Below are 16,224 nucleotides of genomic sequence, written 5' to 3' on the forward strand. Positions count from 1 at the left end.
CAAATTATGGAATTGATTTTAAGAGCATACAACCTAAAACTAAAACATACTTTTACTATTTCCAGAGAATCCATTGATTTTCAGCCTTCGTTGATTGTTGAACTCAAAAGTGATGGTTTTTCCGGTTTTGGTGAAGCCACCTCCAATCCGTATTATAAAACAACAGTTCCGGTCATGATGCAGGATTTAGAAAAAATCAGACCTCTCATTGAAAGTAACGAAAACGAAACTCCAGAAGCTTTTTGGACAAAAATATATCCTTTTTTAAAACACGACATGTTTGCTTTATGTGCATTAGACCTGGCTTATAATGACTGGTATGCCCGTAAAAAAGGGAAAAAATTATATGAATTATGGGGCTATTCTCCAGATAAAAACCCAATGACCGATTACACGATCGGAATTGCTTCAATCGAAAAGATGGTCTCAAAAATGAAGGAATTACCCTGGCCGATTTATAAAATTAAACTGGGAACCCAGGAAGATATTGCCATTGTAAAAGAATTGCGCAAACATACCGATTCCATTTTTAGAATCGACGCCAATTGCGGCTGGGGAGTTGATGAAACGATTAACAATGCAATTGAATTAAAAAAATTAGGGGTTGAATTTTTAGAACAGCCTATGAAAGCAGATAATTGGGAAGCGCACAAAGAAGTGTACAAACATTCTGTTTTGCCTGTTATTGCCGATGAAAGCTGTATTATTGAAGAAGACGTTGCCAAATGCCACAACTATTTTCATGGTGTAAATGTCAAATTGGTCAAATGCGGCGGACTGACTCCGGGGAAACGCATGATAGAAGAAGCCAAAAAGTTAGGTCTCAAAACCATGGTGGGTTGTATGACGGAATCTACGGTTGGAATCTCTGCAATCGCTCATTTATTACCGCAACTCGATTATGTAGATATGGATGGCGCACTGCTTTTAGCACAGGATATCGCAACCGGAGTAACGATACAAAATGGTGTCATCAGCTATTCTGAACTAAACGGAACCGGTGTAACTTTAATCTAGTTATATGAAAGTCAGCCAATTTCCGGATCGGATTATCGAAATAGACCAGGAACAGTATTTGTATTTTGGCGGAACGGCCTATTTGGGCTTATCGGTCCATAAAGAATTTCAGCAATTGGTCCTTAAAAATATTTTAAGATGGGGAACAACTTACGGAAGTTCCAGGAACGCGAATGTAAAAGTCACTGCTTATGATGATGGCGAAGCATTTTTAGCGCAATATATCAAAGCAGAATCAGCCGTTACGGTTTCGTCGGGAATGTTGGCCGGAAAAATGGTAATCGAGGAACTGAACAAGGAAACAGATTGTTATTTTCATTTTCCCAACGCACATCCTGCAATTAAAGCCCATGATAGTCTTCCCTTTTTTGAAGCTGGTAAAATCAATCCCAGATTATTCAATCCTAAACCGGAGAGAATTACCATTCTTACCGATGCCGTTCCTTCCTATCAGACAAAAGCAGTTGATTTATTGGTTTTAAAAGAAATCCCTAATCATAAAGAAATTACCCTGGTTATTGATGAATCCCATTCGCTTGGAATTTTGGGCAAAAATGGCAGTGGAATTTATTCGGAAATCAATCTTCCAACAAAGAGAAAAATTATGGTTTCCTCACTTGGGAAAGCTTTTGGGTTAACCGGAGGAGTAATTGCAAGTGACGGAGCTTTCATTAATCAAATAAAAAAATCAGGCACTTTTATTTCCGCAGCCGGAATGAATCCTGCTTTTGTGCAAACGCTGGCAGAAGCTGCTGAAATTTATCCGATTCAACATCAGAAACTATTAGAAAACCTGAAGTATCTGGATTCCAAACTGATCAAAAATGAAAACATCAAATTTGACAAAACCTATCCGTTGATTTATATTGAAATTGAAAGTATTACTGAAATCCTGAAAGCAAATAAAATTATTATTACCAATTTCAGGTATCAGGAAAACGCCAAAGACATCAATAGAATTGTAGTTACGGCAAATCATCTTAAAGAAGATCTGGATAAATTAGTCAATATCTTAAACGCCTGTAATTCTAAATAAAGTAAAAAAGTGTGCCACGAATTACACCAATTTCCACGAATTAATTTTTAAATACAATGCAATTCGTGGAAATTGGTGTAATTCGTGGCAAAAAACAGTAGCCCGACTCAATAAATTGTAATCAAATTACTTTTAAAACGTACCTTTGTAAAAAATTAAACGATGACGAATAACGATATCCTAAAAAAACTTCGCGTAGCTTTGATGCTCCGTGATGACCAAATAGTTGAGATTTTAGAATTAGTAGATTTTAGAATTACAAAATCAGAATTAGGAGCTTTTTTCAGGGCCGAAGATCATGAAAATTATATGGAATGCGGTGATCAGGTTTTACGTAATTTCTTAAACGGATTAGTAATTCATTTAAGAGGAACGAAAGAAAACCCTAAAAACCCGAATGATGTTTTAGCAAAGCATAAAGCAGAAATTCCGAAGAAAGACAGCACAAAAGACAGACCTGAATTTAAAGCAAGCGCAAAAGATGCCGAAAAAGGAAGAGGCGACAAAGCACCTTCTAAAAATGGTCCGGCTGCTAAAAAACCGTTCAAGAAAAACAACACCAAAACAGCTCCTAAAGTACAGGTAGTTGAAAAAGTGATTTACAAAAACGGGAAGAATAAAAAATAATAATTTTTGTAAAAGGTAAAATGTGAAATGTGAAAGTTTAACCGCAAAGAACGCTACGATTTTATCCTGTTATTAAACTTATAAACGCAAAAATTCGCAAAGCTTTTTTAGCCACAGATTATCAGTATTAAAAGGATTTTTAAAATCTGCGTTAATCTGTGTAATCTGTGGCTAACTTTTTTATACAATCCTTTGTTTTTTTGCAGTTAAAATGATTTCAAAAAAAAAAAAAAACCATTCCGTTAGGAATGGCTTTTTTTTTATATAATCGATTTCTTATTTGATTAAGATAATGCAGCTTTAACCTGATCAGCAGCTTCCTGAAATTGAGTAGCTGATAAAATTGGCATACCTGAATTGTCAATTAATTCTTTTGCAATTTCAGCATTTGTTCCTTGCAAACGAACGATAATTGGCACATTGATAGCATCACCCATATTTTTGTAAGCGTCAACAACTCCTTGCGCCACACGGTCACAACGAACGATTCCACCAAAAATATTGATCAAAATAGCTTTTACGTTTGGATCTTTTAAGATAATACGGAAAGCAGTTTCAACACGTTTTGCATCAGCAGTTCCACCAACGTCAAGGAAGTTAGCAGGCTCAAAACCAGCGTATTTAATTAAATCCATAGTTGCCATTGCAAGACCTGCTCCGTTTACCATACATCCTACAGTACCGTCAAGATCTACATAGTTCAAACCTACTTCTTTAGCTTCAACCTCGATTGGATTCTCCTCACGGATATCTCTCATCTCAGCATATTTTGGTTGTCTGTATAAAGCATTATCAACGATATTTACTTTAGCATCAACAGCCATAATTTTGTTATCTGAAGTTTTCAAAACCGGGTTGATTTCAAACATAGAAGCATCAGAACCAATGTAAGCATTGTAAAGTGAGTCAATGAATTTCACCATTTCTTTGAAAGCATTTCCTGAAAGACCTAAGTTAAAGGCAATTCTTCTTGCCTGAAAACCTTGTAATCCAACAGTAGGATCTACTTCTTCAGTAAAAATTAAGTGAGGTGTGTGCTCCGCAACTTCTTCAATATCCATTCCACCTTCAGTAGAATACATAATCATGTTACGACCAGTAGCTCTATTTAATAAAACAGAAACATAAAATTCAGAGGTTTCACTTTCACCAGGATAGTAAACATCTTCTGCTACTAAAATTTTGTTTACTTTTTTACCTTCAGCAGAAGTCTGAGGCGTAATCAATTGCATTCCGATAATTTGTCCTGCAATTTCTTCAACTTGTTGTAAGTTCTTAGCAAGCTTAACTCCACCACCTTTTCCACGGCCACCTGCGTGAATTTGGGCTTTAATTACGTGCCATCCTGTACCGGTTTCGGCAGTTAATTGTTTTGCAGCAGCTACAGCTTCAACTGCATTGTTAGCCACAATTCCGCGTTGAATGCGTACTCCGTAACTCGCTAAAATTTCTTTTCCTTGATATTCGTGTATGTTCATAATATAGAATTTGTCTGGTTCTGAATTTATTTCAGAATAAAAGTGCGACAAAAATAGCAAAATTCAACTGAATAGTAAAATCTTTTTTCAATTAAAAAATGCCTTAAACCGACATTAAACAGTTATTCATTTTCAAAGAAAAGGAATCGTTAAACTATCGCTTCTAAAATGTTAACTAAAAAACACTAAAAAGTTTGATATTTAACAAAAACCTCACTGATTTCAAAGCCTTACGCCCAATTTCATTCCACATATTACAATGTAAATTGTGATTTTATCATTTCACAATGCTTTCTGCAATATTATTATCATTTAAGAATCATTTTTCTAATATTACAACAAAAATGAAAGCGGAATTACATTTTCAATACATTATGTTTAACGAAATCTCTATTTTTGTAGAAAAAATATCAAGAATGAGAGTTAAAGAACAAGGGCTTTATTTGCCTGAATTTGAACACGACAATTGTGGTGCAGGATTTATTTGTAATTTGAATGGTATTAAATCTAATGACATCATTCACAAAGCATTGGACATCTTAATAAAACTGGAACATCGTGGTGCAGTTAGTTCTGATGGAAGAACTGGAGATGGAGCCGGAATTTTATTTGATATCCCACATGACTTTTTCAAAAAAGTATGTGATTTTGAAATCCCTGAAACACGTGAGTATGCAGTAGGAATGGTTTTTTTACCAAAAAGCAAAAACCAGGTTTCTTTTTGCATGAATGCTTTCGAATCAACAATCAAAGATCAGAATTTAAAGGTTTTAGGCTGGAGAGACGTACCCGTTGACGTAGAAAATTTAGGGCAGATTGCCGCAGAAAAAGAACCATCTGTTAAACAGGTTTTTGTTAGCAAAAACGGTCAGGATTTAACAGAACAGGAATTTAATGCAAAACTTTTTGCAGCCAGGAAAATTGCAGAACACGCGATCAGAGGATCTAAAACCTCCGAAAGTCACATGTTTTATTTTACCAGTTTATCGACAACTACTATAATATATAAGGGCTTATTGATGCCGGAAGACATCAGCCGCTATTATATTGACTTAAAAGATCCCGATTTAGTGACGCGTCTGGCGTTAGTTCACCAGCGTTTCTCTACCAATACTTTCCCTTCATGGGACTTAGCACAGCCATTTCGATACATGTGTCACAATGGAGAAATCAATACGCTTCGCGGAAACGTAAGCAGAATGCGTGCCCGTGAAGAATTAATGGAAAGCAAAATTTTTGGGGATGATATCAAAAAATTATTTCCGATTATCTTAGAAGGAAAATCAGATTCTGCTTCTATGGACATGGTTATTGAACTTTTATTAATGACCGGACGTTCCTTGCCTGAAGCCATGATGATGGTAGTTCCGGAAGCCTGGGAAAAACACCAGACGATGTCGGCAGAAAAGAAAGCGTTCTATGAATTCAACTCCTGCATCATGGAGCCTTGGGATGGACCGGCTTCGATTCCGTTTACAGATGGAAACGTAATTGGTGCTTTATTAGACAGAAACGGATTGCGTCCTTCCCGTTACACCCTGACAAAAAGTGGTTTCGTAATCATGTCATCAGAAATTGGTGTACTGGATATCGAACCGGAAGATGTAATTCAGCACGGTCGTTTAGAGCCGGGAAAAATGTTCCTCGTAGATATGAACGAAGGCCGTATTATTGAAGATGAGGAGATTAAAAAAGCAATTGTAACCAAGCGTCCTTATAAAGAATGGGTTGAAGCTAACTTGTTGCCATTGGCTAAAGTTCCCTACACCAACAACCCTGTTCCGGTTGAAAAGCTTGATTTTCATACCAGACAGCGTTTGTTCGGTTATACTATCGAAGACTTAAAAACGATTATCAATCCAATGGGATCAGATGGTGCTGAAGCCATCAGTTCTATGGGTAATGATACGCCTTTGGCCGTTTTATCAGATCAGCCACAATTATTATACAACTATTTCAAGCAATTATTTGCTCAGGTTACTAATCCACCTTTGGATGGTATTCGTGAGGAAATCATTACCGACATCAGTTTAGCCATTGGAGGTGATTTTAATATTTTCGAAATTGAAGCAAAACAATGTAAAAAATTAAAAATCCAGAATCCGGTTATTTCGAATGAGGATTTGGATAAAATCAAAAACATTGATCACGAAGATTTCAAATCGGCTACCATTTCTACTTTATACAAAATAGAAAAAGGAGTTAACGGTTTAGAGCGTGCTTTAGAGAAATGCGTTCAGGCTACATTCAAAGCAGTTTCTGAAGGCTGTAATATTATCATCCTTTCCGACAGAGGTGTAAGTGAGCAGATGGCTCCAATCCCGATGTTATTGGCTTGTTCTTACATCCACCACTCTTTAAACATCCTGAAAGTTCGTTCTAAATTCGGAATCATAATCGAATCTGCAGAGCCTCGTGAACCGCATCATTTTGCTTTATTGTTCGGATATGGTGCCAGTGCCATTAATCCATATATGGTCAACGAGATCATTCACGATCAGGTCAATCAGGGATTCATTACAAAGGTGAAAGCGGATTACGCTATTATCAACTATAACAAAGCGATTGCAAAAGGTATTCTTAAAATCATGAACAAAATTGGTATCTCTACTTTACATTCGTACAGAGCTGCCCAAATTTTCGAGATTTTAGGTTTAAATAAAACATTCACTTCAAAATATTTCCCTTACACCCCTTCCAGAATCGAAGGAATTGGTTTAATGGAAGTGGAGAAAGAAGTAAAGAAACGTTTCCAGAAAGCATTTCCAAATTCAAAAATCGCCAACTTATTGCCTTTAGAAATTGGAGGTATTTACAGATGGAGAAGAGGCGGGGAAAAACACATGTTCAACCCAACTACGATTTCTAAATTACAACAGGCCGTTCGTCTGAACAGTCCGGAAAGTTATAAAGAATACTCCGATATGGTCAATGAGCAAAGCTCAAACTTAATGACGATCAGAGGTTTGTTTGAATTCAACAATTTAGATCCGATTTCTATTGACGAAGTAGAACCGTGGACAGAAATTGTAAAAAAATTCAAAACTGGTGCCATGTCTTACGGATCGATCAGTAGAGAAGCCCATGAGAATTTAGCGATTGCCATGAACAGAATTGGCGGAAAAAGTAATTCCGGAGAAGGTGGAGAAGATCCTAAACGTTTCCAGAAAGAAATTAACGGAGATTCCAGAAACAGTGCTATCAAACAAGTGGCTTCGGGACGTTTTGGTGTTTCGATCAACTATCTGACAAACGCGAAAGAAATTCAGATTAAAATGGCTCAGGGGGCTAAACCCGGAGAAGGCGGACAATTACCGGGAGAAAAAGTAGTGCCATGGATTGCTGAAACCAGAAATTCCACTCCTTATGTAGGTTTGATTTCACCTCCCCCACATCATGATATTTATTCTATTGAAGATTTATCCCAGTTAATTTTCGACTTGAAAAACGCCAATCGTGAGGCACGTGTCAACGTAAAATTAGTTTCTGAAGTGGGAGTTGGAACTATTGCTGCGGGTGTTGCCAAAGCAAAAGCTGACGTTATCCTGATTTCAGGTTATGACGGAGGAACAGGTGCTGCACCTTTGACTTCCTTACAGCACACCGGTATTCCGTGGGAACTAGGTTTAGCCGAAGCACAACAGACTTTAATTTTAAATGATTTAAGAAGCCGTGTCGTTTTAGAATGTGACGGACAATTGAAAACTGGTCGTGATGTAGCGATTGCTGCCTTATTAGGTGCTGAAGAGTTTGGTTTTGCCACTGCTCCGCTTGTAGCTTCAGGCTGTATCATGATGAGAGCTTGTCACTTAAATACTTGTCCGGTTGGTATTGCCACTCAGGATCCTGAATTGAGAAAAAATTTCAAAGGAACTCCGGAGCACGTGATCAACTTCATGTATTTTATTGCTGAAGAGTTAAGAGAAATTATGGCACAGTTAGGTTTCAGAACCCTGAAAGAAATGGTGGGTCAGTCACAAAAATTAAATGTGAACAAAGCGATCAAGCATTACAAAGCCAATGGTTTAGATTTATCATCGATTCTGTACAAACCGGAAAAAGCAAAAACAGAACCAATTCACAATACAACTACGCAAGATCATCAACTTGAAAACGTATTGGATTTCGAAATTATCAAAGAAGCGATTCCTTCTATTTACAGAAAAGAAAAAACAAGAGTTACGTTTAAAATTAAAAATACAGACCGTTCTGTAGGTGCTATTCTGAGTAATGAAATCTCAAAAATATATGGCGCACAAGGTTTACCTGAAGACACTATTTTAGTTGATTTTGAAGGTTCTGCCGGACAAAGTTTTGGTGCATTTGCTACCAATGGATTGTCATTTAAAATTCACGGAAACTGTAATGATTATTTAGGAAAAGGACTTTCAGGAGGAAAATTAATTATCAAAGTCCCTCCTACTGCCACCTTCAAACCTGAGGAAAACATCATTATTGGGAACGTTGCCCTTTACGGAGCGATTACCGGAGAGGCGTATATTAATGGAATGACCGGAGAGCGTTTCTGTGTGAGAAATTCGGGAGCAACTGCGGTTGTGGAAGGAATTGGAGATCACGGATGCGAGTACATGACAGGTGGTACAGTTGTAGTTTTAGGTAAAACAGGAAGAAACTTCGCAGCCGGAATGAGCGGTGGTGTTGCTTATGTGTACGATCCTAAACAACAATTTGATGCAACAGTGTGCAACATGGAAATGGTTGCCTTTGATCCTATCGAAGCAGAAGATGTGACCAAACTACGAAAACTGATCAAAAACCACTCTTTGTATACCAACAGTCCATTAGCAAAAAGAATTTTGGCAGACTGGGAAAATCAACAAAACAATTTCGTAAAAGTAATGCCTACCGATTACAAAAAAGCATTACAACGAATTGCAGAAGAGAAAAAAATAGAAGAATTAATTGCTTAATAAAAATCAATTTCAAAACCAATAACAATGTCTTCCTGAACGTCCCGAGAATTCGGGAGAAGGATTGGAATTTGGAATTTAAGAAATTGGAATTTTAATTAAAATGTCATGGGTAAAATAGGCGGATTTAAAGAATATAACAGAGCCGACGAAAGTAATTTAGCAGTAGCAGAACGTGTTTCGAACTACAACGAATTTACCATTCCGTTAGCAGAAGATAAGAAAAAAGAACAAGGTTCAAGATGCATGGATTGTGGGATTCCTTTTTGCCACAGTGCCTGTCCGTTAGGAAATTTAATTCCTGATTTCAACGACATGGTGCATCAGGAAGAATGGCAGAGTGCTTTAGCGATTTTACAATCGACTAATAACTTTCCGGAATTCACAGGCCGCTTATGCCCTGCTCCATGTGAGAAATCATGTGTATTAGGCATCATCAAAGAACCGGTTGCGATTGAAAACATCGAAAAAAACATCATCGAAAGAGGTTTTGCCGAAGGATGGATCAAACCACAAGCGCCATTAACCCGAACAGGGAAAACTGTAGCCGTTATTGGATCCGGCCCTGCAGGTCTGGCAGCTGCCCAGCAATTGAACAGAGCGGGTCATACCGTTACAGTTTTTGAAAGAGACAATGCTATCGGAGGTTTACTGCGTTACGGAATTCCGAATTTCAAATTAGAAAAAGGAATTATCGACAGGCGTGTAGCCATCCTGGAAGCTGAAGGAATCACTTTTAAAACAAATGTAAATGTTGGCGTTAACTTTAGCGTTGCAGAATTAAACGCTTTCGATTCTATCGTATTGTGCGGTGGAGCAACCGAAAGAAGAAGTTTACCAACCAAAGGAATCGAAAGCAAAGGCGTTGTTCAGGCAATGGATTTCTTAACACAGCAAACTAAAGTTTTATACGGAGAGTCCATTCCGGACCAGGTTAAGGCAACCGGAAAAGACGTCATCGTAATTGGTGGTGGAGATACCGGTTCTGACTGCGTTGGAACATCAAACAGACACGGAGCAAAATCAGTTACTAATTTTGAAATTTTACCAAAACCTCCGGTTGGAAGAAGCGAATCAACGCCTTGGCCTTTCTGGCCGTTGCAGTTGAAAACGTCCTCTTCTCACGAAGAAGGCTGCGACAGAAACTGGCTAATCAATACCAAAGAATTTTTATCTAATGATAAAGGAGAACTGGTTGGATTAAAAACGGTTGAAGTACAATGGAAAATGACTCCGGGTCAGCGTCCTGAATTAATCGAAAAAGAAGGTTCCGAAAAAATCTGGCCTTGCGATTTAGCTTTACTGGCTTTAGGATTTACAGGACCTGAAAAAACGTTAAGCGAGCAATTAGGACTTGAAATTGATATGAGAAGCAATTATAAAGCTAAAAATTATCAAACAAACGTTCCTCACATCTTCACTGCCGGTGATATGCGAAGAGGACAATCCTTAATCGTATGGGCTATTTCAGAAGGCCGCGAAGCAGCAAGAGAAGTAGATCTGTTCTTAATGGGTTCTACTAATTTGCCTACTAAAGGAAATGGGGATTTACCGAGTTTATAGTTTTTAGGCTCAAAGGTTCAGAGGAACAAAGGGTCACTCAGAGGAAAAAACTTTGTTCCTCTGAATCTTTGTCCCTTTGCACCATAAAAAAGATTTACAAAAATCTTTTTTAACCGAATTTTTGTTTAAAAACAAACAATTTGTTACAATTTGTTATTTTTCTACAAATAATTTGCTGTTAGTCAAAAGTGTAATAACTTTGCTCAAAATAGTTTAAAAATGCAAGCAAAAGATTTACTGCAGTTAGCAGACCAATTTGGAAGTCCATTATATGTTTATGATGCCGAAAAAATCCAGTCACAGTACAACAGGTTAACCAAAGCTTTCTCTAAGGTAGAAAACTTGAGAGTTAATTACGCCATGAAGGCATTGTCTAACGTTGCGATTCTTCAGTTGTTAAAGAACATGGGGTCCGGGTTAGATACTGTATCAATTCAGGAGGTTTTATTAGGACTTCATGCTGGATATGAACCTGAAAAAATCTTTTTTACACCAAACGGAGTTTCTCTGGAAGAAATCGAAGAAGTTGCCGCAATGGGTGTACAAATCAATATTGACAACCTATCTATTCTGGAGCAATTCGGAACAAAATATCCTCAGATTCCGGTATGTATTCGTATTAATCCGCACGTAATGGCGGGAGGAAATGCTAATATTTCGGTAGGACATATCGATAGTAAATTTGGAATTTCAGTACATCAAATACCGCATATATTGCGAATTGTTGAAAATACAAAAATGAGTATTGTCGGAATTCACATGCACACAGGATCTGATATTCTTGATATCGAAGTATTCCTGTATGCCGCTGAAATCTTGTTTGATACGGCTAAACATTTCAAAGATTTAGAATTTTTAGATTTCGGAAGCGGATTCAAAGTCCCTTACAAAAAAGACGATATTGAAACCGACATCGAAGAATTAGGTAAAAAATTATCTAAAAGATTCAATTCTTTCTGTGCGGAATATGGCAGGGATTTAACATTGATTTTCGAGCCAGGTAAATTTTTGGTGAGTGAAGCAGGTTTCTTCTTAGCCAAAGTAAACGTAGTAAAACAAACAACCTCAACGGTTTTCGCCGGAGTTGACAGTGGTTTCAATCACTTAATCCGTCCGATGTTTTACGGTTCACAGCACTATATCGAAAACATCTCTAACCCAAAAGGAAAAGAGCGTTTTTACTCTGTAGTAGGATATATTTGCGAAACGGATACTTTTGCCAACAACCGCAGAATTTCAGAAATTACAGAAGGTGATATTTTAGCTTTCAGAAACGCCGGAGCATATTGTTTCTCAATGGCTTCGAACTACAATTCAAGATACAAACCAGCTGAAGTTTTATGGATGAACGGAAAAGGAATCTTGATTCGTCAACACGAAACTTTCGAAGATTTACTTAAAAATCAAATTCCGTTGCCACAAGAAGTTGCTGCAACAGTTTAAAATAAAAAAAAGAGAATATTGTTAAGTCCCGTTTCATTTTGAAATGGGATTTTTTTTGTTTTTGTTTCACGCAGATTGAGCAGATTTTATTCTACAAGCTTGTCAGGCTGAGCGAAGTAGAAGCCCACGCAAAGTAACCACAATATTGTCATTTCGACGAAGGAGAAATCCTCGCAAGAAACTCCGCAAAGTAATAACCATAGATTCATTTCGAAATCAAAGCTACACAAATTAACACCATTTTGTCATTTTGCCACAAAGAGAAATCTTCGCAAGAAACTCCGCAAAGTATAACCATAACATTATTTCGAAATCAAAACCACACAAAGTAACCACAATATTGTCATTTCGACACAAGGAGAAATCCTCGCAAGAAACTCGACAACGGATATCGATTTTTAAATTTTAATTATAAGAAAAATCTTAAAAAAAATCCATATCTTTAGCCCAAAAAAAATGCAAAATGCAATTACAAGAAGGCTATCATACTTACTACATATACATCATAACGAACAAATATAAAACTGTTTTTTACACCGGAGTTACCAATAATCTGAGAATTCGCTTAAATCAACATACAGAAAACAAAACCAATGGAAACAAAACCTTTGCATCAAAGTATAATGTTACGTACTTGCTTTATTATGAAAAATTCACCTGGATTCAAGAAGCAATTGCACGTGAGAAAGAAGTAAAAGACTGGCGCAGGGAAAAGAAGATCGAATTGATAAAGACTATTAACCCCAATCTGGATTTTTTGAATGATTTATTTGCGTGATTTTATAAGCGGATCTTAGGGTACATTTCCTCGCTTTGTAGAGCTACTTGCGAAGATTTCTCCTTCGTCGAAATGACATACTTTACGCATAACAAACTTAAAAATTTAACGTATCCCTGACGCAGTCAAGTTTTCATCAGAAGCTAAACATTCATTATGATATAAAAATATTATATTTGAAAATGAAACAAACCGAAGATAAAAAGCAAATCTATTTTAACCAGGTTTATGATAACATAAAAAACATTGGCTATCATACAACAGCAGTAATGGAGGCAGAAAACTTCACTCCTTTTGCATACTCCACGGGAATATTTGAAAATTTCAAAATCCCTGAATTGTTCATTTCCGGTCTCGGCCCGAACCTATCCGGGGAAATAATTAAAAACTACGCAGAAAAATATAAAAACAGTACAGTTCCCGTAAATAAAAAAATAGACGATTTAACAGATCGCTTTTCGATTTACTTTATAAAAGTTCATAATGAAAACTTAGAAGAATACGTCCTTACTTCAATAAAATTTTATGAAAATCGCAATTATGAATACTTACAATTGGTGTTTCCTGACCTAAATGGAAAATTTCCAAATGAAATTAACTATGATTACGACCAAAAAATAATGGGAGAATTTAATCTATAAATTAACCCAATTCGAAACCTATCAATTCAAAAATGAAAACAAAAATTCTAATTACATTTATCCTATTAAGTTTTATAAGCTGTAAGGATTCCGATAAAATCGAAAGAGAAAACCAGCCTACAATCTACAGTGTTGAAAATGATGATAAAGAAATGTCTGAAGCAATAGAAAAAGCGAATCAAACATTAACAGATTTTAATGCTGTCTTATCAAACCCGAAAATTGATGTTAAGTCACTGAAAGTTAAATTTGAAACTTCGGACGGAGGCGGCGAACATATCTGGCTCACTGATATTGAATATAAAAACGGGAGATATTCAGGAATTTTAGACAATGAACCTGAATATATTACGGAGTATAAAGTTGGAGACAAAATCGAGGTAGATAATTCAAAAATCAGTGATTGGATGTATATTGAAAACGGAAAATTATTTGGTGGCTATACCATAAAACTTTTGAGAACCAGAATGACTGAAGCCGAACGAGAACAATTCGATAGAGAAAGTGGAATGCAAATAGATTAGAGTTTTGATAAATAAAATATTATTTAGTTCTATAAATTAAACCCAAAAACCATGAAAAAACTAACCTTTCTCTTATTTATAATTTTACTTTCCTTTTCAAGCAAAGTAAGTGCACAAAATGCTCAGTCAATCTTTCTGGAAAACCTCGAATCATTTGAAAGATTAGCAAAAAGCGAAAATGAGTCAATAAGTTTAAACATGGTTTACGAGGCTCGAAAGTTTTTAATAGATGTAACCGGCATTACTTATAAAATGGAAAAACCATTTGATATGCCTGTCTTTCTACCAGATAAAACTATAAAAAAATGGAGATCTTGGTTCGAGAAAAATAAAGACCTTCTATATTATGATGAAAAAGAGAAAGAAGTTAGAGTGAGAAAAAAATAAAAAAACTATTTTAGCAAGCCAAACCAAACCCTACAAATCATGAAAATCACGATTCCCCTATCGCTATTATTCCTGTTACTTACTACTACTGTTTTCAGCCAGACCATTGCTGATTTAAAACTAAAAAGCAAAGAAATCCCTAAAGGCTATACTTTAAGCGACGGTCATATTTGTGTTTCTCCTCAGGCTTGCACTTTTTATACTGATATTGAGACGTACAGCAACATGACGGGAGTCTTAAAAAGCAAAGCCGTTCAAAGTTTCAAAAATAAAACAGATAGCGGTTCTATCATGTATTTTGAGTTTGAAAACAGATTCAAAGGAGATCGGTTCCTACAGGGAATGCTTTGGGGAAAAGACGGAGAACCAACAGACGAGCATCCGGAAGAGTATCTTGCAACAGGAAAATTTCTGATCATCTGGAGTTTTCATCCGAACAGCAAGATCAAAGAAAAATCTGAAACCAAAATAGATGCTATTTTGCAATAAAGAATAAAATTATAAAAGCCGCCAGCTGAAATTAAAAAACAATTTCAAGAAGTATCTCATCGCCGAAAGAGTATATAGTAAAATATCAAAAACCATTTCTAATACATTTAAACTTCAAGAAAATGAAAAGAGAAAATTCAATTGATATAGTTCGTGGAATTGTGATGATTATCATGGCATTAGACCATGTTCGTGACTTAATGCATATAGATTCTATCACACAAAGTCCAACCGATTTAACCACCACAACCCCTTTCTTGCTTTTTACGCGCTGGATTACACATTTGTGTGCGCCTACCTTTGTTTTTCTGGCAGGAACTTCTGTTTATCTTTCGTTAAAAAGGAAAAACAATTTTACAGCAACAAGACAACATTTAATCAAAAGAGGTTTATGGTTGCTATTGCTCGAATTTACGGTTGTTAATTTTGGATTATTTTTTGATATTGGATTTCACACCCTTTTATTTCAGGTCATAGCCGCAATAGGTTTCGGGTTTATTCTTTTGGGTTTATTGCTAAAAATCCCGGCGAAGCAATTAGGAATTATAGGCTTAATTATTATTTTTGGTCATAATCTTTTGCCTCTTATTCCGTTTGCGGAAGGCTCTGTTGTGAAAGCCGTTCTATCGCCATTTTTTAGTCCTGTAGTAATTCCGTTTAGCGATCGTGCCTTTATTATGGGCTATCCTCCTATTCCCTGGCTAGGAATTATGTTAACCGGATTTGGATTTGCACGCTTTTTTGAAATGGCTTTCGAGCAACGAAAAAAACTCTTCATCAAACTTGGTTTCGGTTCGTTAGCCTTATTTGTCCTTCTTCGGTTTCTAAATATTTACGGCGATCCGGTACAATGGTCTCTTCAAAAAGATACCGCACTTACATTTATATCGTTTATGAATGTGACGAAATATCCGCCTTCACTTTTATATTGTTTGCCTACATTAGGCATCATGCTTTTGCTGTTGGCTTTTGCGGAGCAGTTTACCAACGGTCTAAAAAAAGTGACTATCGTTTACGGAAAAGTACCTTTGTTTTACTTTATTCTGCATTTTTACCTGATTCATATGCTAACCCTTGCTATGCTGTTTTTGCAAGGATTTAACTGGTCGCAATTAGAATTTGCAACCGGATCTTTTGGAAGACCAAAAGGCGTAGAAAGTGGTTTGCCTCTTTGGACGATTTATTTAATCTGGATCGCCGTAGTAGCAGTACTCTATAGACCGTGCATTTGGTTTGGTGAATATAAAGCGAAAAATAAACATTGGTGGTTGCAATATATTTAATGAAATAAAAAAGAAACTTACTTTTTA

At 36.4% G+C, this 16,224-nt stretch carries 13 protein-coding genes; 12 read left to right on the forward strand and 1 reads right to left on the reverse strand.

The annotated features are described in order from the left end of the window. The first annotated feature begins 6 nt into the window (after positions 1–6). The 3 genes from HAV12_RS17945 (at position 7) to HAV12_RS17955 (ending at position 2,680) form a co-directional block, all read left to right on the forward strand. The gene (locus HAV12_RS17945) at positions 7–1,017 is read left to right on the forward strand and encodes a dipeptide epimerase (protein WP_171570865.1); all 1,011 of its coding nucleotides are present in this window, start codon (positions 7–9) and stop codon (positions 1,015–1,017) included. Between the two features lie 4 nt (positions 1,018–1,021). Next, positions 1,022–2,053, forward strand: coding sequence for an aminotransferase class I/II-fold pyridoxal phosphate-dependent enzyme (locus tag HAV12_RS17950; protein ID WP_171570866.1), 1,032 nt, complete (start codon positions 1,022–1,024; stop codon positions 2,051–2,053). Positions 2,054–2,215: 162 nt separating this feature from the next. Then, entirely contained in the window at positions 2,216–2,680 is a 465-nt protein-coding gene (locus HAV12_RS17955) for a DUF1456 family protein (protein ID WP_171570867.1), read from the forward strand. A gap of 284 nt (positions 2,681–2,964) precedes the next feature. On the opposite strand, the gene sucC is transcribed toward HAV12_RS17955, so the two are convergent. After that, complete coding sequence (gene sucC, locus HAV12_RS17960) at positions 2,965–4,158, reverse strand: ADP-forming succinate--CoA ligase subunit beta (protein WP_171570868.1); 1,194 nt, start codon at positions 4,156–4,158, stop codon at positions 2,965–2,967. 416 nt (positions 4,159–4,574) lie between these two features. Here sucC and gltB point away from each other — a divergent pair, with 416 nt between their 5' ends. From gltB to HAV12_RS18005, 9 genes are all read left to right on the forward strand, one after another. Further along, the gene (gene gltB, locus HAV12_RS17965) at positions 4,575–9,089 is read left to right on the forward strand and encodes a glutamate synthase large subunit (protein WP_171571716.1); all 4,515 of its coding nucleotides are present in this window, start codon (positions 4,575–4,577) and stop codon (positions 9,087–9,089) included. A gap of 108 nt (positions 9,090–9,197) precedes the next feature. Then, the gene (locus tag HAV12_RS17970; RefSeq protein WP_171570869.1) at positions 9,198–10,652 is read left to right on the forward strand and encodes a glutamate synthase subunit beta; all 1,455 of its coding nucleotides are present in this window, start codon (positions 9,198–9,200) and stop codon (positions 10,650–10,652) included. A 219-nt stretch (positions 10,653–10,871) separates the two neighbouring features. Continuing rightward, positions 10,872–12,095, forward strand: a complete 1,224-nt coding sequence (gene lysA, locus HAV12_RS17975; protein WP_133509415.1) for a diaminopimelate decarboxylase — start codon at positions 10,872–10,874, stop codon at positions 12,093–12,095. Between the two features lie 463 nt (positions 12,096–12,558). Beyond that, positions 12,559–12,873: a GIY-YIG nuclease family protein gene (locus HAV12_RS17980; protein ID WP_171570870.1), complete on the forward strand. Its 315-nt coding sequence runs from the start codon at positions 12,559–12,561 to the stop codon at positions 12,871–12,873. Between the two features lie 182 nt (positions 12,874–13,055). Next, a complete protein-coding gene (locus HAV12_RS17985; protein WP_171570871.1) occupies positions 13,056–13,514 on the forward strand; it encodes a DUF4262 domain-containing protein in 459 nt (152 codons plus the stop codon). 32 nt (positions 13,515–13,546) lie between these two features. Then, positions 13,547–14,038 carry a YegJ family protein gene (locus HAV12_RS17990; protein WP_171570872.1) on the forward strand — a complete coding sequence of 164 codons (492 nt, stop codon included), beginning with the start codon at positions 13,547–13,549 and terminating at the stop codon, positions 14,036–14,038. Positions 14,039–14,089: 51 nt separating this feature from the next. Beyond that, entirely contained in the window at positions 14,090–14,425 is a 336-nt protein-coding gene (locus HAV12_RS17995) for a hypothetical protein (protein ID WP_171570873.1), read from the forward strand. 39 nt (positions 14,426–14,464) lie between these two features. Further along, the gene (locus HAV12_RS18000) at positions 14,465–14,914 is read left to right on the forward strand and encodes a hypothetical protein (RefSeq protein WP_171570874.1); all 450 of its coding nucleotides are present in this window, start codon (positions 14,465–14,467) and stop codon (positions 14,912–14,914) included. Between the two features lie 122 nt (positions 14,915–15,036). After that, on the forward strand, positions 15,037–16,197 hold the full coding sequence (locus HAV12_RS18005) for a DUF1624 domain-containing protein (RefSeq protein ID WP_171570875.1): 1,161 nt from the start codon (positions 15,037–15,039) through the stop codon (positions 16,195–16,197). Positions 16,198–16,224: the final 27 nt, after the last annotated feature.

This window comes from Flavobacterium sp. CLA17 (assembly GCF_013112255.2).
In the GTDB taxonomy this organism is placed as follows: Bacteria; Bacteroidota; Bacteroidia; order Flavobacteriales; family Flavobacteriaceae; genus Flavobacterium; species Flavobacterium circumlabens.

Bases quoted from the DNA above. Each gene is read 5' to 3' on its own strand.
- HAV12_RS17945 (WP_171570865.1), top strand. From the start codon at position 7: ATGGAATTGATTTTAAGAGCATACAACCTAAAACTAAAACATACTTTT.
- HAV12_RS17950 (WP_171570866.1), top strand. From the start codon at position 1,022: ATGAAAGTCAGCCAATTTCCGGATCGGATTATCGAAATAGACCAGGAA.
- HAV12_RS17955 (WP_171570867.1), top strand. From the start codon at position 2,216: ATGACGAATAACGATATCCTAAAAAAACTTCGCGTAGCTTTGATGCTC.
- sucC (WP_171570868.1), bottom strand. From the start codon at position 4,158: ATGAACATACACGAATATCAAGGAAAAGAAATTTTAGCGAGTTACGGA.
- gltB (WP_171571716.1), top strand. From the start codon at position 4,575: ATGAGAGTTAAAGAACAAGGGCTTTATTTGCCTGAATTTGAACACGAC.
- HAV12_RS17970 (WP_171570869.1), top strand. From the start codon at position 9,198: ATGGGTAAAATAGGCGGATTTAAAGAATATAACAGAGCCGACGAAAGT.
- lysA (WP_133509415.1), top strand. From the start codon at position 10,872: ATGCAAGCAAAAGATTTACTGCAGTTAGCAGACCAATTTGGAAGTCCA.
- HAV12_RS17980 (WP_171570870.1), top strand. From the start codon at position 12,559: ATGCAATTACAAGAAGGCTATCATACTTACTACATATACATCATAACG.
- HAV12_RS17985 (WP_171570871.1), top strand. From the start codon at position 13,056: ATGAAACAAACCGAAGATAAAAAGCAAATCTATTTTAACCAGGTTTAT.
- HAV12_RS17990 (WP_171570872.1), top strand. From the start codon at position 13,547: ATGAAAACAAAAATTCTAATTACATTTATCCTATTAAGTTTTATAAGC.
- HAV12_RS17995 (WP_171570873.1), top strand. From the start codon at position 14,090: ATGAAAAAACTAACCTTTCTCTTATTTATAATTTTACTTTCCTTTTCA.
- HAV12_RS18000 (WP_171570874.1), top strand. From the start codon at position 14,465: ATGAAAATCACGATTCCCCTATCGCTATTATTCCTGTTACTTACTACT.
- HAV12_RS18005 (WP_171570875.1), top strand. From the start codon at position 15,037: ATGAAAAGAGAAAATTCAATTGATATAGTTCGTGGAATTGTGATGATT.